This window comes from Corynebacterium sp. ACRQP, from assembly GCF_022345915.1.
Lineage (GTDB): Bacteria > Actinomycetota > Actinomycetes > Mycobacteriales > Mycobacteriaceae > Corynebacterium > Corynebacterium lehmanniae.
Window position 1 is genome coordinate 15887 of sequence record NZ_JAKRMZ010000027.1, and the last position, 19680, is coordinate 35566.

Annotated in this window: 19 protein-coding genes and 1 pseudogene; 6 read left to right on the forward strand and 14 right to left on the reverse strand. The window is 67.3% G+C overall.

Annotated features, from left to right (window positions below; genetic code table 11):
* Positions 1 to 45: 45 nt before the first annotated feature.
* Genes MHY23_RS10280 through MHY23_RS10290 form a run of 3 tightly spaced genes read left to right on the forward strand, consistent with a single transcriptional unit; the run spans position 46 to position 2854 of the window.
* On the forward strand, positions 46 to 1311 hold the full coding sequence (locus MHY23_RS10280; RefSeq protein ID WP_239307475.1) for an adenosylmethionine--8-amino-7-oxononanoate transaminase: 1266 nt from the start codon (positions 46 to 48) through the stop codon (positions 1309 to 1311).
* Positions 1308 to 1985, forward strand: a complete 678-nt coding sequence (bioD, locus tag MHY23_RS10285) for a dethiobiotin synthase (protein ID WP_239307476.1) — start codon at positions 1308 to 1310, stop codon at positions 1983 to 1985. Before MHY23_RS10280 ends, bioD begins: the two co-directional genes overlap by 4 nt.
* A complete protein-coding gene (locus tag MHY23_RS10290; protein ID WP_239307477.1) occupies positions 1982 to 2854 on the forward strand; it encodes a patatin family protein in 873 nt (290 codons plus the stop codon). The genes bioD and MHY23_RS10290 overlap by 4 nt, the downstream gene beginning before the upstream one ends.
* On the opposite strand, the gene MHY23_RS10295 is transcribed toward MHY23_RS10290, so the two are convergent.
* Positions 2851 to 4482 (reverse strand): peptide chain release factor 3, encoded by a 1632-nt coding sequence (locus tag MHY23_RS10295; protein ID WP_239307478.1) that lies wholly within the window; start codon positions 4480 to 4482, stop codon positions 2851 to 2853. The two genes, MHY23_RS10290 and MHY23_RS10295, sit on opposite strands and share 4 nt — an antisense overlap.
* 47 nt (positions 4483 to 4529) lie before the next feature.
* On the opposite strand from MHY23_RS10295, the gene MHY23_RS10300 reads away from it, so the two are divergent.
* Positions 4530 to 5069 (forward strand): NADPH-dependent FMN reductase, encoded by a 540-nt coding sequence (locus MHY23_RS10300; protein ID WP_239307479.1) that lies wholly within the window; start codon positions 4530 to 4532, stop codon positions 5067 to 5069.
* On the opposite strand, the gene MHY23_RS10305 is transcribed toward MHY23_RS10300, so the two are convergent.
* Entirely contained in the window at positions 5066 to 5635 is a 570-nt protein-coding gene (locus MHY23_RS10305) for a hypothetical protein (protein ID WP_239307480.1), read from the reverse strand. The genes MHY23_RS10300 and MHY23_RS10305 overlap by 4 nt on opposite strands.
* A 10-nt stretch (positions 5636 to 5645) precedes the next feature.
* Positions 5646 to 6224 carry an aminoacyl-tRNA hydrolase gene (pth, locus tag MHY23_RS10310; RefSeq protein WP_239307481.1) on the reverse strand — a complete coding sequence of 193 codons (579 nt, stop codon included), beginning with the start codon at positions 6222 to 6224 and terminating at the stop codon, positions 5646 to 5648.
* A 16-nt stretch (positions 6225 to 6240) separates the two neighbouring features.
* Between pth (MHY23_RS10310) and MHY23_RS10315 the strand changes: the two genes are divergently transcribed.
* Complete coding sequence (locus MHY23_RS10315; protein WP_239307482.1) at positions 6241 to 7113, forward strand: nitronate monooxygenase family protein; 873 nt, start codon at positions 6241 to 6243, stop codon at positions 7111 to 7113.
* A gap of 151 nt (positions 7114 to 7264) precedes the next feature.
* Here MHY23_RS10315 and MHY23_RS10320 read toward each other — a convergent pair whose 3' ends face one another.
* The 10 genes from MHY23_RS10320 to MHY23_RS10365 form a co-directional block, all read right to left on the reverse strand.
* The gene (locus MHY23_RS10320; RefSeq protein WP_239307483.1) at positions 7265 to 8059 is read right to left on the reverse strand and encodes a fumarylacetoacetate hydrolase family protein; all 795 of its coding nucleotides are present in this window, start codon (positions 8057 to 8059) and stop codon (positions 7265 to 7267) included.
* A gap of 5 nt (positions 8060 to 8064) precedes the next feature.
* Positions 8065 to 8616, reverse strand: a complete 552-nt coding sequence (pth, locus tag MHY23_RS10325) for an aminoacyl-tRNA hydrolase (RefSeq protein WP_239307484.1) — start codon at positions 8614 to 8616, stop codon at positions 8065 to 8067.
* 78 nt (positions 8617 to 8694) lie between these two features.
* Complete coding sequence (locus MHY23_RS10330; RefSeq protein WP_239307485.1) at positions 8695 to 9345, reverse strand: 50S ribosomal protein L25/general stress protein Ctc; 651 nt, start codon at positions 9343 to 9345, stop codon at positions 8695 to 8697.
* Between the two features lie 132 nt (positions 9346 to 9477).
* Positions 9478 to 10812, reverse strand: a complete 1335-nt coding sequence (locus MHY23_RS10335; RefSeq protein ID WP_239307486.1) for an MFS transporter — start codon at positions 10810 to 10812, stop codon at positions 9478 to 9480.
* Entirely contained in the window at positions 10802 to 11818 is a 1017-nt protein-coding gene (hisC, locus tag MHY23_RS10340; RefSeq protein WP_239307487.1) for a histidinol-phosphate transaminase, read from the reverse strand. The genes MHY23_RS10335 and hisC overlap by 11 nt, the downstream gene beginning before the upstream one ends.
* Complete coding sequence (locus MHY23_RS10345) at positions 11815 to 13101, reverse strand: amino acid permease (protein WP_239307488.1); 1287 nt, start codon at positions 13099 to 13101, stop codon at positions 11815 to 11817. Before MHY23_RS10345 ends, hisC begins: the two co-directional genes overlap by 4 nt.
* 66 nt (positions 13102 to 13167) lie before the next feature.
* A complete protein-coding gene (locus MHY23_RS10350; protein WP_181888084.1) occupies positions 13168 to 13614 on the reverse strand; it encodes a hotdog fold thioesterase in 447 nt (148 codons plus the stop codon).
* 76 nt (positions 13615 to 13690) lie between these two features.
* Complete coding sequence (locus tag MHY23_RS10355) at positions 13691 to 14668, reverse strand: ribose-phosphate diphosphokinase (RefSeq protein ID WP_239307489.1); 978 nt, start codon at positions 14666 to 14668, stop codon at positions 13691 to 13693.
* Between the two features lie 4 nt (positions 14669 to 14672).
* On the reverse strand, positions 14673 to 16121 hold the full coding sequence (gene glmU, locus MHY23_RS10360) for a bifunctional UDP-N-acetylglucosamine diphosphorylase/glucosamine-1-phosphate N-acetyltransferase GlmU (protein ID WP_370645850.1): 1449 nt from the start codon (positions 16119 to 16121) through the stop codon (positions 14673 to 14675).
* A 53-nt stretch (positions 16122 to 16174) separates the two neighbouring features.
* On the reverse strand, positions 16175 to 17401 hold the full coding sequence (locus MHY23_RS10365) for an MFS transporter (protein ID WP_239307490.1): 1227 nt from the start codon (positions 17399 to 17401) through the stop codon (positions 16175 to 16177).
* Between the two features lie 56 nt (positions 17402 to 17457).
* On the opposite strand from MHY23_RS10365, the gene MHY23_RS10370 reads away from it, so the two are divergent.
* Positions 17458 to 18948: a multicopper oxidase family protein gene (locus MHY23_RS10370; RefSeq protein ID WP_239307491.1), complete on the forward strand. Its 1491-nt coding sequence runs from the start codon at positions 17458 to 17460 to the stop codon at positions 18946 to 18948.
* 27 nt (positions 18949 to 18975) lie between these two features.
* Here MHY23_RS10370 and MHY23_RS10375 read toward each other — a convergent pair.
* Positions 18976 to 19680, reverse strand: a pseudogene (locus MHY23_RS10375) (hypothetical protein); the annotation flags it as partial.

A 19680-nucleotide genomic window follows, 5' to 3' on the forward strand; every position in this document is an offset into this window, starting at 1 on the left:
TGAACACCGTTCAAAACGGCCGGTGAGCTGCTAGAGTTCTAGCTCATGCACGCCCATGAAATCGCCGACATCGACGCCGCCCACATCTGGCACCCCTACGCAGAACCGGGGCAATTCACCTACCCGGTCGAAAGCGCGGCCGGCGCGCGCATCACGCTTTGCGACGGCCGCGTGCTCATCGACGCCATGTCCTCCTGGTGGGCCGCAATCCACGGCCACTCCAACCCGCGCCTGGTCGCGGCGGCCGAGGCGCAGATTGCCAAGATGAGCCACGTGATGTTCGGCGGGCTCACCCACGAGCCGGCGGCGACGCTGACGAAACGCCTTCTCGACCTCACCGGCGGGGCGTTTTACCAGGTGTTTTATTCCGATTCCGGGTCCGTGTCGGTGGAAGTGGCGATGAAGATGGCGCTGCAGTACGCCATCGGGCAGGGGCACCCAGAACGCACCACGTTTTTGACCTGGCGCTCCGGCTACCACGGCGACACGTTCGCCACCATGAGCGTGTGCGACCCGGAGGGCGGCATGCACGCGATGTGGGGCGACGCGCTGAAACCGCAGGTGTTCGCGCCCGCCCCGCCGGTACGCGGGGCGGGCGCCGCCGACCGCGATGCCTACCTCGAACAGTTCGCGCGCCTGATCACGCCGGAGATCGCCGGCGTCATCGTCGAGCCGGTGGTCCAGGGTGCCGGCGGCATGCGCTTCCACGACCCCGAGTTGCTTTCAGGGCTGCGCACACTTTGCGACGCCTCCGGCATCCCCCTCATCGCCGACGAAATCGCCACCGGCTTCGGCCGCACCGGCCAACTGTTCACCACCCTGGACAACGGCGTGGTGCCCGACATCATGTGCGTGGGCAAGGCGATGACCGGCGGGTTCATGACACTTGCGGCCACCCTCGCCACCGAGAAGATCGCATCCGGGATGCAGCCGAAAGCGCTCATGCACGGCCCGACGTTCATGGCGAACCCGCTCGCGTGCGCGGTCGCAGCCGAGTCCGTCGCAATGGTGGCGGAGGGGCAGTGGCGCGGCCAGGTCGCCCGGATCGAAGCCGGCCTCGAGCGCGGCTTGCGCCCACTGGCGGATCTCCCGGGCGTGGCGGACGTGCGCGTGCTCGGGGCTATCGGCGTGGTCGAGCTCGAGCACGACGCGCCCATGCGCGAGACCACCGAGGCCGCCATGGCCGAGGGAGTGTGGATCCGTCCGTTCGGCCGGTTGATCTACACCATGCCGCCGTACATCTGCACGGAAGAAGACGTCGCCCAGATCTGCCGGGGTATCACGGCAGCAGTCAAGGAGGCCACGAAATGATCATCGCCATCACCGGCACGAATACCGACGTGGGCAAGACGGTGGCCACCGCCGCCATCGCCGCCGTGCTCAAGCGCCGCGGCGTCGACGTCGTGGCAGCCAAACCCATCCAGACGGGGGAGGCACCGGGGCAGGGGGACGCGGCAGCCGTCGAGAAGCTTGCTGGCGTTGCGACCTTCGAGCGGTGGCGCTACCCGGAGCCACTCGCACCGAACCTCGCCGCGCGGCGGGCGGGCATCCAAACCCCGAGCCTGGACGAGGTAGCCGAATGGATCCGCAGCCTCGACGCCCCCGGGCGCGTCGTGCTGGTCGAAGGCGCCGGCGGGCTGCTGGTGCGACTCGCGGACGACTACACGCTCGCCGACATCGCCAAGGCCACGCGCGCGCCGCTGGTGGTGGTGACTTCGCTCGGCCTGGGCAGCCTGAATCTCGCCGAGCTGACCTGCGTCCACGCCCGCGCCATGGGGCTGGAGGTGCTGGGGCTGATCGGCGGCAGCATGCCGGACAACCCGGACCTGCCCACGCGCCTCAACGTCGAGGAGCTGCCGGAAGTTACCGGCGCCGAGTACTGGGGCCACCTGCCGGAAGGCTGCGGGCGCCTCAACCCGGCCGAATTTGCGGAGGTCGCCTGGGACGCGATCGGGGAGGCCGTGCGCGTAGGCTCGCGTGCATGATTGACGCCCGCGACACCGCCCTCATCTTCGAGGGCGGAGGCACCCGCAACTCGTACACCGCCCCTGTGGTGGAAAAGCTCATCGCGGAGGAGGTCCAGGTCGGCTGGGTCGGCGGCATTTCCGCCGGTTCGGTGCACGCGTTGAACTTCGCCTCCCGCGACACATGGCGCTCCGAGAACGCGTTCACGGAGTTCGTGGGCAACCCCAAGTTCGGCGGGTGGCGCTCTGTGGTGAGAGGCAAGGGCCTGATCAACGGCGAGTGGGCGTACGAGCAATCCGAGGACGTCCTGCCGTTCGACTTCGACGCGTTCGCCCGGACCACCGAGGAGGTCCACGTTGAGGCTGTGCGGGCCGACACGGGGGAGACGGTGGCGTTCAACCGCGACGACCTGCGCACCTTGGAGGACGTCGCCCTTGCCGCGCGAACGTCATCGACGCTGCCGATCCTGATGAAGATGCGCGAAATCGACGGCGTGCCCTACGTCGACGGCGCGCTGGGCACCTCGGGCGGTTTGCTCATCGACGCCGCCCGCGCCGCCGGTTACTCGCGTTTCCTCGCCGTGCTCACCCGCCCGCGCGATTACGTCAAGGGGCCGCAGAAACGCGAGCGCGCCGTGCGCCACATCCTGCGCAACACGCCGAAAGTCGCCGACGCGATGGTCGCTCGACCCGAGATCTACAACGCTGCGAAGCAATCGCTTATCGACGAAGCTGCCGCCGGCAACGCCTACATCTTCTTCCCCGACGAGATGGGGGTCGAATCCACCGAGCTCGACGCGGAGAAACTGCGGGCGAACTACGCGGCCGGCCAGGCCCAGGTTGAGCGCGATTGGCCTGCGATGCGCGAGTTCCTCACCGCGAAGCGCTAGTCCGCGATGAGCGGCTCGATGGTCAGCTCCGGGTGCTCCTTCTCGACGAACGCGAGCTTCCACTTGTCGCCGAACAGGGCGATGAGCTCGCCGTCGGTGCGGGTGAAGATCTCCACGCCGCGCTGTCGGCCCAGCTCCGGGGCGGACTCGGCGTCGGTGCGGCGCGCCACCGAGTACGGGATCGGTTCGGTGACGGTCTCGACGTTGTACTCGTTTTCCATGCGAGCCTGCATGACCTCGAACTGCATCGGGCCGACGGCGGCCATGACGGGGGCGGCGTCGCCGCGGGCGTCGTTGCGCAGGATCTGAACGACACCCTCGGCATCCAGCTGGTCCAGCGCTTTGCGGAACTGCTTGTACTTGCCCAGCGACTTCGCGCGCAGCGTGCGGAAGTGCTCCGGCGCGAACTGCGGCATCGGCGGGAACTGGACCTTCTTGCCGGCGTAGATCGTGTCGCCGGGCGCCAGCGCGCCAGCGTTGACCAGGCCGATGATGTCGCCGGGGTACGCCGTCTCCACGGTGTCGCGGTTGCGGCCGAACACCGTCAGCGCGTACTTCGTGGAGAAGCTGCGCCCGGACTGCGCGTGCGTGACCTGCATGCCGCGGTCGAACTCGCCGGAGACCACGCGCATGAACGCCAGGGTGTCGCGGTGGTTTTTGTCCATGCCGGCCTGGACTTTGAACACCACGCCGGAGAAGTCGTCGCCGACCTCGCGCTGCTCGTCCATCGCGGCGGTGGAGGCCTCGACGGCCTTCGGGTCCGAGGCACGGCCCTCGGGTGCCGGGGCGATGGCGCACAGCGTGTCCAGGATCTGGTGCACGCCGAAGTTCAGCATCGCGGAGGCGAAGATGATCGGCGAGGTGATGCACTGCTCGAAGAGCTGCTGGTCGTGCACGGCGCCGTCCTCAAGCAGAAGCGACGCCTCCTCGAGGGCGGTCTCCCACACGTCGCCCTCTTTCGCCAAGGCTTCGTCGGGGGAGTAGTGCTCCTCCGGGGCGATGGTGGAGCCGCCGGCGGTGCGCGTGAAATGAATGTACTCGTCGATGGAGCCTGCGACATCGACGTGCGCGAGCCCGCGGAAATCGCCCGCCTCGCCCACCGGCCAGTACAGCGGAGTCGGCTGCAGGTCGATCTCGGAGACGATCTCGTCGACAAGCTCGAGCGGCTCGCGGCCCACGCGGTCCCACTTGTTGATCACGGTGACAATCGGCAGCCCGCGGGCCTTGCACACGCGGAAGAGTTTCAGGGTTTGCGGCTCGAGGCCTTTGGCTGCGTCGATAAGCATCACTGCGGCATCGACGGCGGAAAGCACGCGGTAGGTGTCCTCCGAGAAGTCCGCGTGGCCCGGGGTATCCACCAGGTTGACCACGTACGGCTCGCCCTCGTGGCCGTCGGGCGCGTACTCGAACTGCAGCGCCGAGGACGCGACCGAGATGCCGCGGTCCTTCTCCATCTCCATCCAGTCCGACACGGTGGACTTGCGGTTGCCCTTGCCGTGCACCGCGCCCGCCTCCGAAATGACGTGCGCGTGCAGCGCCAGCGCCTCCGTAATCGTCGACTTACCGGCGTCCGGGTGGGCGATAACGGCGAATGTGCGGCGGCGCGCGGCCTCGGAAACGGTACTCATAAGCAGCTAGCTTATCGACGCACCTCCGGCCAAGTACAGTCGTGCCCATGACAACAATCGGAGTATTTCTTGGATCTGTACGCAACGGCCGCATCGGCGAGCAGGTCGGCTCCTGGGTGATGGACGCCGCGGCCGAGCACGACGCGGACTACCGCCTGCTCGACCTGGCCGAGTTCGACGTGCCGCACCTCATCGCGGAGGTTGTGCCGGGCGCGGCGAATAAGCAGTACGACGACCCAGCCGTCACCGCCTGGTCCAAGGCCGTCGACACCTGCGACGGGTTCGTCTTTGTCACACCGGAGTACAACCACTCCATCCCGGGCACGATGAAAAACGCCTTCGACTCACTGTTCGGCGAGTGGGCCGGCAAGCCGGTGGCGTTTGTGGGCTACGGCGCGGACGGCGGCGTGCGCGCGGTCGAGCACTGGCGCCAGATCGTGGCGAACCTGTCCATGACAGACATCCGCAACCAGGTGGTGCTGAACATCTTCGGCGAGGACGTCAACGACGGCGAGCTTTCCCCGCGCGAGCACAAGCAGGCGGCGCTCACGCGCGCGCTGAGCGACCTGGAGGAGAAGCTGGGCTAGTCCGCCAGCGGAAGCTCGAACTTCAGGCCCTCACATGTGATGCGCCCGGTCTGCTTGCCGTTCCACTCAGGCGTAAAGCCGACCTCTTCGAGCGCCTCGATGACTGTCTGGCCGATCTCGGCGTCGGACTCGTCGCCGGGGTTGTCAAGGGAGCTGAAGCCGAAGTAGAGCCGCCCGATGTGGATCACACAGTCCACGTCCTGCATGGTGCAGTAGGCATAGCCCTTGCGGCCTTCTTCGCGGGCCAGGTCGGCACCGTCGTCGGCAGCCTCGCCCTTGTCGTAGCCCGTGTCGAAGGAAAACGAGAGGTCGCGCTTCGCCAGCGCCTCGCGCAGGGCCTCGATGCGCTTGGCGTCCTCGGAGGCCTCGGGGACGAAGCGGGCGTATTCGTCGCGGACTTCTTCGAAGACGGACACGGGGACGCCATCGTCCTCGAGACCGCTGATGATCATGGCTGAGCCCCAGCCGTGGCAAAGCTGGAGACAGACTTCGCTGGTGGTCTCGTCGGGTTCAAAAAGGCCGGTTGCGGGCGGGTATTTGCTGTCGAACATGGCATGGCGGGTCATGCCCCACAACCTACCGTGTTGCGTGGATCACGTTCTGTGCTTTGGCTACGCCTTCGCTGACAATCAACTGCACGGCCTTTGCAGCGAGCGTGACTTGGCCGGAGATGTCGCCGTCGATGGGGGAGAGCACCCAGTCCGGCACTGCCATGCCCTGCGGCGGTCGCCCGATGCCCATGCGCACGCGCAGGTAGTCGCGGGTGCCCAGGTGCTCGGTGATGGATTTCAGTCCGTTGTGGCCGTTTTCGTTGCCGCCGAGTTTCACGCGCACTTTCCCGGCGGGCAGGTCCAGCTCGTCGTGCACCACGATGATGCGCTCCGGCGCCACGCCCAGTTGTTTCGCCAGCGGGCCGACGGCCTCGCCGGTGGTGTTCATGTACGTCGTGGACCGGGCGTAAGCCACGCCGTCGCGCACCTGCACGAGCGCCTTGACCCCCGGCACCGGCGTAAGCTCGCCGGCCAACTCGTCGAGCGCCATGTACCCCACGTTGTGCCTGGTGGCGGCGTATTTTTCGCCCGGGTTGCCCAGCCCCACCACGAGCCACTGCGCCTCCAGCTTGGGGGTGCGTTTGCGCCTGAAGAATCCGAACATGACGCATACTCTAGCCATGGACTTTCCACGCGTGATCGCAGCACCCATGGCCGGAGGGCCGTCCACGCCCGCACTCGTCAACGCGGTGAGCTTCGGGTTTATCGCGCTCGGCACCTGCACCGTCGCCCAAGCCTGCGAGTGGCTCGCCGCGTGCGAGCCGCCGTTCGGCGCCAACCTCTTCGTGCCGCAGCGGGAGCCTTTGCTTGACGACGTCCACGCGGTCGCCCGCCGCCTCAACCAACCAGTGCCGGACATCTCCTCCGATTACGCGGAGAAGTTCGCGCTCGTTCTCGACGCCGCGCCGGCGGTGGTCTCGTCCACGTTCGGCTGCTTCACCGAAGACGAGATCGCCCAGCTGCACGCCGCGGGCTCGGAGGCGTGGGCGACGGTGACCAACCCCGCCGAGATCGCCGAGGCGAAGCGCAGGGGAGCAGACGGCGTGATCGTCCAGGGTCCGCGCGCCGGCGGCCACCGCGCAACCTGGGACCAGCACGAGGATCCGGACCAGCGGACGCTGGAGGAACTGCTCGCGCTGGCCGACGGTCCTGTGATCGCGGCGGGAGGGGTGCGGGGACCGGAGGACGTCGAAAAGCTTGGCGTCCCTGTCGCCTGCGGCACCGCGTTTTTGCTTGCCGACGAAGCCGGCACCAGCGCGCGCAACCGCGAACTGCTGCGCACGGATGCGCCCGCGGTGGTCTCGCGCGCGTTTTCCGGACGGTGGGCGAGCGGGGTGGAAACCGCGTTCACCCGCGAGCACCCGGGCCTGCCGCCGACGTACCCGTACTTGCGCCCCATGACCAGGGACAACGACTACTGCCTCGTCGGCGCGGACCGCGGTGACCTCATGGCCGCACCGGCGCACGAAATCGAGCGGATGCTAACGCCCTAGCTGGCGGGGCGATGTTAGGGGCATGAAACTTTCCAAGATTGCGATTGCCACCGCAACCACCGGCGCGCTCGCAATGGGCGCGCTCGCCCCAGCCGCCCCTGCTGCAAATGATCGCCGAGGCTGAGGTCCGCCTGCTGGACCAGCTCGGCCGCTAATACACCCGCGTGGTGTTCTCGATCGCGCCCAAGCCCTCGATCTCCACGCGCACCGTGTCGCCGTTAGCGAGGTAGCGCTTCGGGTTGCGGGCGTGGCCCACGCCGGCGGGGGTGCCGGTGGCGATGACGTCGCCCGGCTCGAGCGGGTAGAGGTGCGAGATGAACTCCACCAGCTTCGCCGGCGTGAACACGAGGTCGTCGGTGGGGGCGTGCTGCATCACTTCGCCGTTGACGGTGGTGGTAATCGCGGGCCCCGGCTGCCACTCGGTGTCCAGCCACGGGCCGAAGCCCGCGGTCTTCTCCAGCGACTTGCCCTGGTGCCACTGCTGCGTGCGCTTTTGAAAGTGTCGCTGGGTGTAGTCGTTGATCACGGAGTATCCCGCGATGTGCTCGGCGCCGTTGGTTGCGTGGCGGGCGCGGGTGCCGACGATCACCGCGAGCTCGCCCTCAAAATCCAGGGTGTCGGCGTTGAAGCTGGGCACCTCGGCGTCGTCGTAGGCGCCGATGAGCGCCTCCGGGTACTTGATGAACAAGGTGGGCACGTCCGGCTGCTCATGGCCCATCTCCGCGATGTGCTTGGCGTAGTTCAGCCCCACGCAGATGATCTTGCCGGGGCGCGGGATCACCGGCGCGAGGTCGCCCGGGGTGAAGGTGATCTCCTCGCCTTCCTCGAAGGTGCCGTCGCGCAACAGCTTTCCGACGCCCTCCGCGCCCAACGTCACCGCCCTTCCCTCGCCGATAACGCGGGCGGCGGTGGTGGTGTCTCCGGTCCTGATCGTGGCAAGCTTCATACGCGCTAGCCTATCGCGCGCAGGATCTCATCCGCCGCGTCCGCGGACGCGATAGCAAGGTCCACCTGCTCCTTCGCGCTGAATGGTTTCAGCACGTAATCCGCCGGGGCCATCCGCCCGGGCGGGCGGCCGATGCCCACGGCCACCTTGTTGTACGGCTTGCCGCCGAGCGACTTCGTGATGGACTTCAGCCCGTTGTGCCCGTGGTCGCCGCCGCCGAGGCGCAGCTTCACGTCGCCGAGCTCCAAATCCAGCTCGTCGTGCACCACGTACAGGTCCTCCGGCTGCACGCTGAAGTAATCCATCAACGCTTTGACCGGCCCGCCGGAGACGTTCATGAAAGACCGGGTGCGTGCGAGGACCGCATGGTCGTCGTCAAGCAAACGCCCCTTCGCAAGCTCGGCGATCTCCGTATTCGTGCGCTTGTGCACCGCGAGCTGCGCCGGCATGGGGGTTGCGCGGCCGAGCAGCTCTTCGACCACGAACACGCCCGCGTTGTGCCGCGTGGCCGCGTACTGGGGGCCGGGGTTGCCAAGGCCGACGATCAAAATAGTCACGACCCGAGAATAACCCACCCAAAAATACGGAAAACCCGCCGCCGTGGGAATACGGTGGCGGGTCCGGCGGCGGAGGGTTTACTCCTCGTCGCCCTCCTCCTCGGCCGGAGCCTCGGACTCGGCGCCTGCCTCAGCGCCACCTTCCTCAGCGGCCTCGGCCTCAGCCTCGAGGTCCTCGTCAACCTGCTCGAAGGTGACGTTGACCAGCAGGGTCTCCGGGTCGGAGATGAGCTCTGCGCCCTCCGGCAGCTTCACGTCGGAAGCGTGGAGCGTGTCGCCGATCTCCTTGCCCTCGATGGAGACGGTCAGCTCGTCCGGGATGGACAGCGCGTCGATCTCGATCTCGACGTAGTCGGTCTCCTGCAGCACAACTGCGCCCGGAGCTGCCTCGCCCTCGGTGACAACCGGGACCTCGACGGTGACCTTCTCGCCGCGCTTAATGCCGAGCAGGTCGATGTGGTCGATGTCCAGGGTGATCACGTTCTGGTCGATGTGCTTGACCATGGCCAGCAGCTTCTCGCCGTCGAGCTCGAGCTCGACGATGGCGTTGGTGCCGTCGTTACGCACGACTGCGGTCATCTCGATGCGGTCGACCGCGAAGTGGATGTTGTCGATGCCCTTTTCGTACAGGACGCCCGGGATCTTGCCGTCGCGGCGCAGACGGCGTGCGGAGCCCTTGCCGAACTCCTCGCGACGCTCACCCTTGATAACGGTGGGGGTAATAGCCATGTTGTACTCCTTCGTTGGGAAGGGCCACAGGCCTTGCCTGCGACCACTGAACGGATGTGTGCTCGTCGAGTGATCGCAAAAGGATCTCAAAATCGCGTCGATAACGGCCTTTGAAGGCCCTCGCCGAGACTGCTACAGGGTAGCAGCCGGTTTCTGCCACACAAAATGCCCGCTCGCCTGGGCTTCCTCGTGCTCGTGCCCCAGCGGGATGCCGCCACGTTCGCGCATCAAAAGCGTGACGACGAAGCCAGTGACCGTCGCCGCCATCAAGTACACGGTGATCGCGGCGGTGCCGCCGGTTGCCTCGCGCAGGGCGGCGGCGATGGTGGGGGCGAACGCGCCTCCCAAAATCGCGCCGAGCGCGTACGAGATGGAGGCGCCGGACGCGCGGATGGAGGCGGGGAACAGCTCAGCGTAGAACGCGCCGATCTCGCCGTAGGTCAGCCCCAACCCGACGGTGAGGAAGACCAGCGCCGCGGTGATCTTCGGCAGCGACCCGGTGTTCACCAGCGGGAACAAGGCCAGCACGCCAGCCGCCTGCACCACAAAGCCAATCAGAAGGGTGCGGCGCCGGCCGATGATGTCGGACACCCAGCCCGCGAACGCGGTGGTGCACAGCCAAGTGGCGGCGGAGGCGGTGACGGCCCACAGGATGTCGCCGCGCTCCAAGGCGAGCCCGGCCGGGTCGGTGACGTAGTTCTGGATGTAGCCGCCGGTGGTCATGTAGCCCACCGTGCCGTTGGCGGCGAAGATCAGCGCCGCGGCAAGAACGAGCCCGGCGTGGCGCTTGAACAGCGAGCCGACCGGGTTGCGCGCGCCGACCTCGCGCATTTCCTCCACCACCGGCGATTCGTCGACGCCCGTGCGGATCCACCAGCCCAACACCGTCAACCCGACGGAAAGCAAAAACGGCACGCGCCAGCCCCACTGCATGAACGCCTCGCCGGGGGCGATGATGGTCATCAGCGCCAGCACGCCGGAGGACAGCAAGAGCCCCGCCGGCACGCCCACCTGGGGCCCGGCGCCGTAGAGTCCGCGCTTGTTGTCCGGCGCGTGCTCCACGGCCAAAAGCACTGCCGAGCCCCATTCGCCGCCGGCGGACGTGCCTTGCAGGATGCGCAGGACCACCAGCGCGGCCGGCGCGATCCAGCCGGCGGTCTCATACGTGGGCAACAGCCCGATCAGCGCGGTGGCGGTGCCCATGGTGAACAGCGTGACCATGAGCACGCCGCGCCTACCCAGCCGGTCGCCGAAGTGGCCCGCCAGCACCGCGCCCAACGGGCGGAACAGAAAGGACAGGCCGACGGTGAGGAAACTGGCGATCGTCGCCGCCGCGGGCCCGAGCGGGCCGAACATCACCTTGTTAAACACCAGCCCTGCCACGGCGGCGTAGAGGAAGTAGTCGTACCACTCGATGGCGGTGCCGATGGTCGTGGCCGCGATGACGCGGCGGCGCTCACTGCGCACGGGCCCAGGCCTCCAATAGCGCGTCGGTTTCTTCCGTGTTGGTCACGGTCACACGGATGCCCTCGGGGAAGACGCGCACCAGCACGCCTTCTGTGGCGAGCCGGTCCGCCAGCTCTTGGCCGGCGCCGGGCAGCCACACAAAGTTCGCCTGGCTTTCTGCGAGCCCAAGCTTGTCGACGACACGGCTCCGCTCGGCCACCGTGCCGTCGATACGCGCACGCAACTCGTCTGAAGCCGAAAGTGACGCGAGTGCCGCGACCTGCGCGACGGAGCTGACGGAAAACGGCACCGCCACCTTGTTCAGCGCCTCGATAACAGCCTGCGGGCCGAAGGCGTAGCCGATGCGCGCGCCCGCCAGCCCGTACGCCTTGGAGAAGGTGCGCAGCCCCACAACGTTGGGGTAGCGGTTGATGACCTCGGTGGCGACGGGGGTGTCGGCGGCCTGGTTGTACTCGAAGTAGGCCTCATCAAGCGCGACCAGTACGTCTGCGGGCACCGCGTCCATGAACGCGGCGAACTCCGCGTCCGTGACGGTGGTGCCGGTGGGGTTGTTCGGGTTGCACACGAAGATGAGCTTCGTGCGCTCGGTAACGGCCGCGGCGAGGGCAGACAGGTCCACCCGGTGGTCGGCGGTCAGCGGCACAGGCACAGGGGTCGCGCCCGCGATCTGGGCGAAGATGGGGTAGGCCTCGAAGCTGCGCCACGGGAAGGCCACCTCGTCGCCCGGGCCCGCGGCGGCGGTGACCAGCTGCTGGCACAGGGCGGACGAGCCGGTGCCCACCGCAACCTGCTCGGGCGCCACGCCGAGGTGCTCAGCCAGCGCCGCGCGCAGCTGTACTGCGCCCATGTCCGGGTAGCGGTTGACCTCGCCGAGCGCTTTACTCATGGCGTCGAGCACGCTGGGCAGCGGGCTCTCGGCGCATTCGTTGGAGGACAGCTTGATGGCGCGTTCGTCGCGCACGCCCGGAACATACGCGGGCAGCGAGTCAAGGTCGGGGCGGATCATGCGCGGCTCCTCTGCGTGGTCAGTGAGATCAGGCCCAGCACGATGATCCAGCCGGTCAGCGTGGCAAGGCCCATGCGGTATTCCGGCAGAATACCCATCAGCACGAGGACCAGGACGAAAAACCCGATGCAGACCCAGTTGGCAACCGGGTACAGCGGGGCGGGAAAGGTTGCGCTCTTGGAGGTTTTGCGGAAGTTCAGGTGCGAGATGCAGATGCCCGCCCAGGTGATCAGCTCTGTGCCGACGATGATGGCCAGCAGCACCGCGAAGATCTTGCCTTCGAAGAAGAAGTTCAGGATGACCACGGTGCCCATCAGGGCGGCGTCGAAAAGCAGGGCTTTGGTGGGCAGCCCCTTCGCGCTGGTGGCGGCGAACGCGCGGGGCGCCTGGCCGTTGCGGGCGAGGTCGCGCAGCATGCGCGCGCCCGAGTACGTCATGGTGTTGAGCACAGAGAACACCGCAACCACGATGACCACGTTGAGTGCGGTTGCGGCCGGGCCGAAGCCCACGCCGGCGAGGACGCGGATGAACGGGCTTTCGTTCGTTTCCTGCTCGTTCCACGGCGCGAGCAGCAAGATGGTGCCGATGCCGCCGAGGTAGAACACCAGAATGCGCCACACCACGGAGTTCACGGCGCGCGGGATGGCCTTCTCCGGGTCGTCCGCCTCGCCGGCGGCGGTGCCGATGGACATGATGCCGCCGAACGTGAACGTCACCGCCACCAGCGCGAACAGCACGCCGGAGATGCCGTTGGGCATGAACCCGCCGTGGTCGGTGATGCTGGACAATCCGATCGCCTCGTCCGGGCCGAGACCCACCACGAGCGCGAACCCGAGCACGATCATCAGCACAAGCGCTGCGACCTTGATCAGCGACAGCCAGTACTCCGTCGCGGCGAACACCCGGACGTTGAACAGGTTGAGCACCACCACCAGCAGCAGCGTCACCAGCGCGGTGACCCAGTGCGGCAGCCCCGGAAACCAGTAGTCCAAAAACGTGCCCATGGCGGTCAACTCCAGCATGCCCACCACGACGGTGGTGAACCACCAGTTCCAGCCGGTGATGAAGCCGGCCACCGGCCCGATGAACGCGCGCGAGTACGCCGCGAACGACCCGGAGACCGGGTGCTCGACCGCCATCTCGCCGAGCATGCGCATGAGGAAGTACACGATCACGCCGACAAGCGCGAACGAGATCAGCACCGCGGGCCCGGCGTACTGGATCGATCCGGCGGAGCCCAAAAACAGGCCCGTGCCTATCGACGAACCAAAGGCAATCATCATCAATTGCCTACTCTTGACGCTCCTGTTCAGCCCCTGTTCTTGCAGGCTGTCGTTCTGGCTCACGGTTTAGTTTCCTGTCGGTGGTCGGGTGGTGGTGCGGGACATGCCGCGGAATTCGGCGATGGCGGTGTCGCCGTCGTAAAGCGTGACGTCCGAAAGCCCGTTTCTGCCCCACGTGTGGCGCTCGCGCGCGACGCCGCGGATGGTGCGGCCCATCTTCGCGGGCGCGAGGTAGATCATCTCGGACTGCGCGCTGACGGTCGGGTCGGTTCGCCGCGAGTTGCACGCGCCGCCGAACAGCGCGTCGGCGAAGGTGAACAGCACGCCGCCTTGGCACACGCCGAAGCCGTTGGCGTGGCGCGCTTCCACCGTGAACTCGCCCTCAGCCACACCCGGCTCAAGCCGCGTGATGGTGGCGCCGAGGTACTCCAGGGTGGCGTCGTTGTCGAACATGGACTTCGCGTGCTCGAGGTCGGGGGTGAAATCCACCGACGGGGCGTAGCGCTCGTACATCCTTATTCCTTCCCGTATGCGTGAAGCCGGGGCAGCGCAAGTGCTGCCCCGGCTGAGTCCCGGCGAACCGCGGCGTTTACGCCTGACCCTCGAACAGGGTGGTCACGGAGCCGTTTTCAAAAATCTCGTGGATCGTCTTGGCCAAAAGCGGCGCAATGGAGAGCACCGTGAGGTTGCTCCAGCCTTCGGTGTCCTGCGGCAGGGTGTCGGTGGTGATGACTTCCTCGGCGCCGCAGTCGCTGAGGCGCTCGCGTGCCGGGTCGGAGAACACGCCGTGGGTGCAGGCGATGACCACGGACTTCGCGCCGGCCTCCTTGAGCACGCCGACGGCGCCGGCGATGGTGCCGCCGGTGTCGATCATGTCGTCCATGAGGACGCAGTCCTTGCCGTCGACGTCGCCGACGACGCGGTTGGACACGACCTTGTTCGCTGCGTCGATGTCACGGGTCTTGTGCACGAACGCCATGGGGGCGTCGCCGAGCATGTTGGCCCACTTCTCGGCGGTCTTCACGCGGCCGGCGTCGGGGGAGACCACCACGAGGTTGTCCAGCGGGTACTTGGACTTGATGTAGTCCACCAAGATCGGCTGGGCGTGCATGTGGTCCACCGGGCCGTCGAAGAAGCCCTGGATCTGGTCGGTGTGCAGGTCCACGGACACGATGCGGTCCGCGCCGGCGGCGGTGAGCAGGTCCGCGATCAGGCGGGCGGAGATCGGCTCGCGGCCGCGGTGCTTCTTGTCCTGGCGGGCGTACGGGTAGAACGGCAGGATCGCGGTGATGCGCTTGGCGGAGCCGCGCTTGAGCGCGTCGATCATGATCAGCTGTTCCATCAGCCACTTGTTCAGCGGCTGGGCGTGGGACTGCATGACAAAGCAGTCGGCCCCGCGGACGGACTCTTCGAAGCGGATGAAGATTTCGCCGTTGGCGAAGTCGCGCGCGGTGGTGGGCACCAGCTCGATGCCGAGCTCTTTGGCCACAGCTTCTGCGAGGTCCGGGTGGGCGCGTCCGGTGAAGACCTTGAGGTCCTTGTGGTTTTCGGTGGAGTAACCAGTCATGAAATTAACCCTCTCGCTTCGCGTTTTTCGCAGCCTCTGCCGCTTCGGTGCCCGGGCGGCGGTCTTCCACCCAGCCTTCGATGTTGCGCTGGCGGCCTTCCTTGATGGCAAGCGCGCCGGCGGGCACATCTTCCGTGACCACTGTACCCGCGCCGGTGTAGGCGCCATCACCGATGTTGACCGGCGCGACGAACATGGTGTCGGAGCCGGTGCGGCAGTAGTCGCCGATGGTGGTGTGGTGCTTGTTCACGCCGTCGTAGTTGGCAAAGACGGAGCTTGCGCCGATGTTGGAGTGCTTGCCCACCGTGGCGTCGCCGATGTAGGTCAGGTGCGGCACCTTGGAGCCTTCTCCGATCTTGGCGTTCTTGGATTCGACGAAGCCGCCGAGCTTGCCGCGGGCGCCGAGTTCGGTGCCGGGGCGGATGTAGGTGAACGGGCCGACGGTGGCTTCCTCGCCGATGACGCCGAGCTCGCCCTGGGTGCGCACGACGGTGGCGCGGGCGCCGACTTCCATGTCGGTCAGGGTGGTGTCCGGGCCGATTTCGGCGCCGTCGCCGATGACGGTGGAGCCCCACAGCTGGGTGTTCGGGTGGATGACCACGTCGCGGCCGATTTCCACCTCGACGCCGATCCAGGTGGTGTCCGGATCGATCACGGTCGCACCACCCCGCATCGCCTTCTCGACGAGCCTGCGGTTGAGCTCCTTGCCTGCCTCCGCCAGCTGCACCCGGTCGTTCACGCCGGCGAGCTCGCGGGCGTCGGGGGCGGTAAACGCGGTGACCCGGAGGCCGTCGTTACGCGCGATGCTCAAAACATCGGTGATGTAGAACTCGCCCTGGGCGTTGTCCGGGGTGACGCGCGTGAGTGCGTCGCGAAGCACCTTGCCGTCGAAGGCGAACACGCCGGAGTTGACCTCGTGAACCTTGCGCTGCTCGTCGGTGGCGTCCTTTTCCTCCACGATCTCAAGGACGTCGCCGGCCTCGCCGCGGATGATGCGGCCGTAGCCGGTGGGGTTGTCGAACTCGAGGGAGAGCACGGTAACCGCCGCGTGCTCGGACTCATGCTTGTCGACGAGCGCCTGCAGGGTCTCCGGGGTCAGAAGCGGCACGTCGCCGTTGGTGACCACCACGGTGCCGTCGAAGTCCGGGATTGCGGAAAGGCCCACCTGCACCGCGTGGCCGGTGCCGTTTTGCTCCTCCTGGACGGCCTGGCGGATCTCCACGTGCATCTGCTCGGCGATCTGCTCCACGGCCGGGGCGACCTGGTCGCGCTGGTGGCCGACAACCGCAACCAGGTAGTTGGGGTGCACACCGGCGGCCGCGTGCAGGGAGTGAGACAGCAGGCTGCGCCCGCCGATCTCGTGCAGCGTCTTCTGGCGGTCGGACTTCATGCGGGTTCCGGCGCCGGCCGCAAGCACGACAACGGCACGTTCGAAGTGGGTAGGCACTCGAATGCTCCTTGATTTATAGGGTGTTGAGCGGTTTTTGTCGGCCCCAAGCATAACGCCTAGGCGGCGGCCGCCGAGACTTCTTTCAGGTTCCGCGCGCCGAAAACGCCGGCGTAGCCCACGACGGCCAGGAAGATGAGCGCCGCCTGCGGCCCGAGCACCGCAATCGCCGACGACATCGCGCCGACAACCAGCAGCACAATGCCCATCACGGTGTTGGAGGCGCCGGTGATCATGGTGCGCTTGTCGCCGTCGGCCATGTCCACCAGGTACGTCTTGCGGCTCACGCGCACCGCGGTATGGGCGAGGTTGACCAGGAAGAAGCCCAGCGGCATCACCCAGGCGTTCACCCCAGAAGGCGCCATGCGGGCGCTGAGGACCAGGGCCACGATCACGGTCGAAGCGATACCTGCGGCCCAGGCCATCGTGCTTTTCGACGACCTGTCGGACAACCTGCCCGACACCCTGCCACCCAGAAGGGACGCGCCGCCGGAGGCGATGATGAACGCGCCGAGGCCGGTCAGGTCCGCGCCCTCGTTGCCGGCCATGACCACGATGAACGGGGTGGAAAGTGCGGTGACCAGCATCAGCGAGCGCACCACCAGGAACTTCTGCAGGTCCCGGTCGCTTTTGACCAGCGCCCACATCTCTTTCATGCTCTGGCCGTCTTTGGCTTTCGGCTCCGCCTCTGGCTCGTCGATGCCGCCGAAGACCAGCGACGCCAGCGCCCACGTGGAAGCGCCCACGGCGAGCAGCGCGGCGAGCGCCCACTGCGGCAGGTTGTTCGGCAAAAACGTGAGAATCAGGCCGATGCCGAGGGTGAACGCGCCGGCCAGGGTGGTGGCGCGGCCGGTGATGTCGCCGCGGTGGCCCTTCGAAATCGTGCGGCCCTGCACGTCCTTGCCGGCCAGCGAGCACAGGGAACGGAACAGCGCATGAACGGCGAGCAAGATCAGGATGGCGGCGCCGAGCGGAGCGCCGTCGAGAAGCAATGCGCTTACCGCAATGAGCCCGGCGGCGATGGCTTGGCCCCACGAACCGATGAGCCACACGCGTTTGCGGGAGCGCTTCGAGGTCACCCACGGGCTCAGAAACGCCTGCGGCAGCATTGAGCCGGATTCGCGGATGGGCACGAGGAAGGAGGTCATCACCGCCGGCACGCCCGCGGCGCCGAAGAGCCACGGCAGCACCGTCTTCGGCGCGACGAGCTGGTCGCCGATGTTTTGCAGGCCGTTTGACCAGACGAACCGGCGTGCGTTGCGTTCCTCGCGTTGATCGTTATGCATACAGCGGATAGTAGGGTCGAAAGAGAGTATCAGCGAACCGGGAGGCGGACATGGCAATGAGCAGACGCACATTCTTCAGGGGCACACTTCTTGCGACGGCGGCGCTGGCCGCAGCAGCGACGGGTACGGCGTGCTCGACGTCTTCGCAGACCAAACCGCTGGGCGCGGACGAAAAGGCGCGCCCGCTTCGCATCCCGCCGCTGTACGAAGGCGAGCTCGACGGCAACGTGCGCCGCTTCGAACTGACCGCGCAGGAAGGCGAGTTCGAAATCGTGCCCGGAACCATGACCAAAACCTGGGGCTTCAACGGCCCGTACCAGGGGCCGACGCTGTACATGCGACGCGGCGAGGAAATCGACATGACGGTGCACAACGAGCTGCCGGAGCCGACCGTCGTGCACTGGCACGGCCTGCACCTGCCGGCCGCCGCCGACGGCGGGCCGGCGCTCATGTTCGATCCGGGGAAGTCCTGGTCGCCGTCGTGGACCGTGGACCAGCCGGCCGCGACCTGCTGGTACCACCCACACCCGCACGAGAAGTCCGCCGTCCATGCCTACCGTGGCCTTGCCGGGGGCCTCGTGCTTGACGACGATGACTCCGCCTTCCCCGGCCTCCCCAACGAATACGGGGTAGACGACATCCCCGTGATCATCACCGACGCCAACTTCACCGAAGACGGCCAGCTGGACGAGGACAACGGCTGGGTCGGCTCCACCGTCATGGTCAACGGCATGACCAAGCCGCGCTTCGAGGCGACCACCCGACGCGTGCGCCTGCGCGTGCTCAACGGCGCGACGATGCGCTTCCACCACCTGTCCTTGGGCAAGCCGTTCCACGTGGTGGCCACGGACCAGGGCTTCCTGGGTGCGCCGGTCGAGGTCGACGGCGTGCTGCTCAGCGCCGGCGAGCGCGTGGAGATCGTGGTGGACCTGGAGCCGGGCAAGGACCTGAAGCTGCGCAGCGACGGTGTCCCGGACCTGGGCGGCATGCCGGATAAAGAAACCGCGGAGATGTTCGGCTTCACCGACAAGTTCGACCTGCTGGAGATCGCTGCGCCGTCGGACGACGCACCCGAGGTGTCTGAGCTTGCGGATTCGCTGGTGCCGTTCGAGGTGCCTGACGCGGATTCTGTCGAGGTGGAGCGCGAGTTCCGCATGAACGGCACCGAGATCAACGGCAAGACCATGGACATGACCCGCGTGGACTTCACTGTGGACCACAAGGGCCCAGAGATCTGGCACGTGACCAACGAGAACGACGACATGGCTCACAACTTCCACATCCACGACGCGCGCTTCGCGGTCATCGGCGTGGAAAACGGCGAGTTGGAATTCACCACCGGCTGGCACGACACCATCACCGTCCCGCCGCTGGCCACGGTGAGCCTGCTCGTGGAGATGGGCTACTACCCGGACCCGAGCCTGGCGTACATGTACCACTGCCACATGCTCAACCACGAAGACAGCGGCATGATGGGCCAGTTCGTCATCGTCGAGCCTGGCCAGGAAGCTGACCTGGATCTGCCCGCCGGCCACGGTGGGCACTAGCGGGCAGCGGGGTTAGCCGCGGCGGGGCTAGCCGCGCACGTTGTGGCCGATGACTGCTGGCAGGAGCAGGGGAGCGTCGCCAAGCAGCGCCTTGAGGTTGCCGTCGCGCTCCACCGCACTGGTGACGGTGCGGACCTTCGAACCTGACTTGTCGCGCCCGCGACCCCGGTTGGCACCAGCCGCCATGGGGCCCGCGAAGGCGCCGCCGCGGGCACCGTGGGCGTTTTGGCTTGCCGCTCCGTGCGCCCCGGCGGCGGCGTAGGACGAGCCCGCGCCGTGTGCGCCGGTGCCGCCCGCGCCAGTGCCGCCGATACCTGGGCGCATCCCGTTTGTGCTTTGGCCCGCTCCGGCTCCGGCGCTCGATCCAGCTCCAGCGCCTGTTCCGGCGCCAGTACCGAAGCCGGGCCCAAGTGACGCGCCGCCGCGCTGGCTACCGGCGATCCCGTTGGCGCCAGCGCCGAGACCACGGCCGTTGGTGAGGCCGCCACCGACACCGGTACGCATGCCTGCGCCTGCGCCTGCGCCTGCGCCAGGGCGGGCGTTGTTGGCAAGCCCTGTGCTGGTGCCTTGGCCAGAAGCTGCGCCGCGACCTCCCGCGACGGCGTTGCCCGGTGCGAGGCCGAGTCCAGCGGTGCCGGTGCCGGTGCCGGTGTTGGCGGTGCTCGTACCGGCGTTGGTCTGAGGCGTGCCGTTGAATCCACCGATGGTGGGGGTGAGGGGGTTGGTGGGGGA

Bases quoted from the DNA above. Each gene is read 5' to 3' on its own strand.
- MHY23_RS10315 (WP_239307482.1), top strand. From the start codon at position 6,241: ATGGACTTTCCACGCGTGATCGCAGCACCCATGGCCGGAGGGCCGTCC.
- MHY23_RS10370 (WP_239307491.1), top strand. From the start codon at position 17,458: ATGAGCAGACGCACATTCTTCAGGGGCACACTTCTTGCGACGGCGGCG.
- hisC (WP_239307487.1), bottom strand. From the start codon at position 11,818: ATGATCCGCCCCGACCTTGACTCGCTGCCCGCGTATGTTCCGGGCGTG.
- MHY23_RS10365 (WP_239307490.1), bottom strand. From the start codon at position 17,401: ATGCATAACGATCAACGCGAGGAACGCAACGCACGCCGGTTCGTCTGG.
- MHY23_RS10300 (WP_239307479.1), top strand. From the start codon at position 4,530: ATGACAACAATCGGAGTATTTCTTGGATCTGTACGCAACGGCCGCATC.
- MHY23_RS10330 (WP_239307485.1), bottom strand. From the start codon at position 9,345: ATGGCTATTACCCCCACCGTTATCAAGGGTGAGCGTCGCGAGGAGTTC.
- pth (WP_239307481.1), bottom strand. From the start codon at position 6,224: ATGTTCGGATTCTTCAGGCGCAAACGCACCCCCAAGCTGGAGGCGCAG.
- MHY23_RS10355 (WP_239307489.1), bottom strand. From the start codon at position 14,668: ATGACTGGTTACTCCACCGAAAACCACAAGGACCTCAAGGTCTTCACC.
- MHY23_RS10350 (WP_181888084.1), bottom strand. From the start codon at position 13,614: ATGTACGAGCGCTACGCCCCGTCGGTGGATTTCACCCCCGACCTCGAG.
- bioD (WP_239307476.1), top strand. From the start codon at position 1,308: ATGATCATCGCCATCACCGGCACGAATACCGACGTGGGCAAGACGGTG.
- MHY23_RS10290 (WP_239307477.1), top strand. From the start codon at position 1,982: ATGATTGACGCCCGCGACACCGCCCTCATCTTCGAGGGCGGAGGCACC.
- MHY23_RS10305 (WP_239307480.1), bottom strand. From the start codon at position 5,635: ATGACCCGCCATGCCATGTTCGACAGCAAATACCCGCCCGCAACCGGC.
- MHY23_RS10280 (WP_239307475.1), top strand. From the start codon at position 46: ATGCACGCCCATGAAATCGCCGACATCGACGCCGCCCACATCTGGCAC.
- MHY23_RS10295 (WP_239307478.1), bottom strand. From the start codon at position 4,482: ATGAGTACCGTTTCCGAGGCCGCGCGCCGCCGCACATTCGCCGTTATC.
- MHY23_RS10320 (WP_239307483.1), bottom strand. From the start codon at position 8,059: ATGAAGCTTGCCACGATCAGGACCGGAGACACCACCACCGCCGCCCGC.
- MHY23_RS10345 (WP_239307488.1), bottom strand. From the start codon at position 13,101: ATGATGATTGCCTTTGGTTCGTCGATAGGCACGGGCCTGTTTTTGGGC.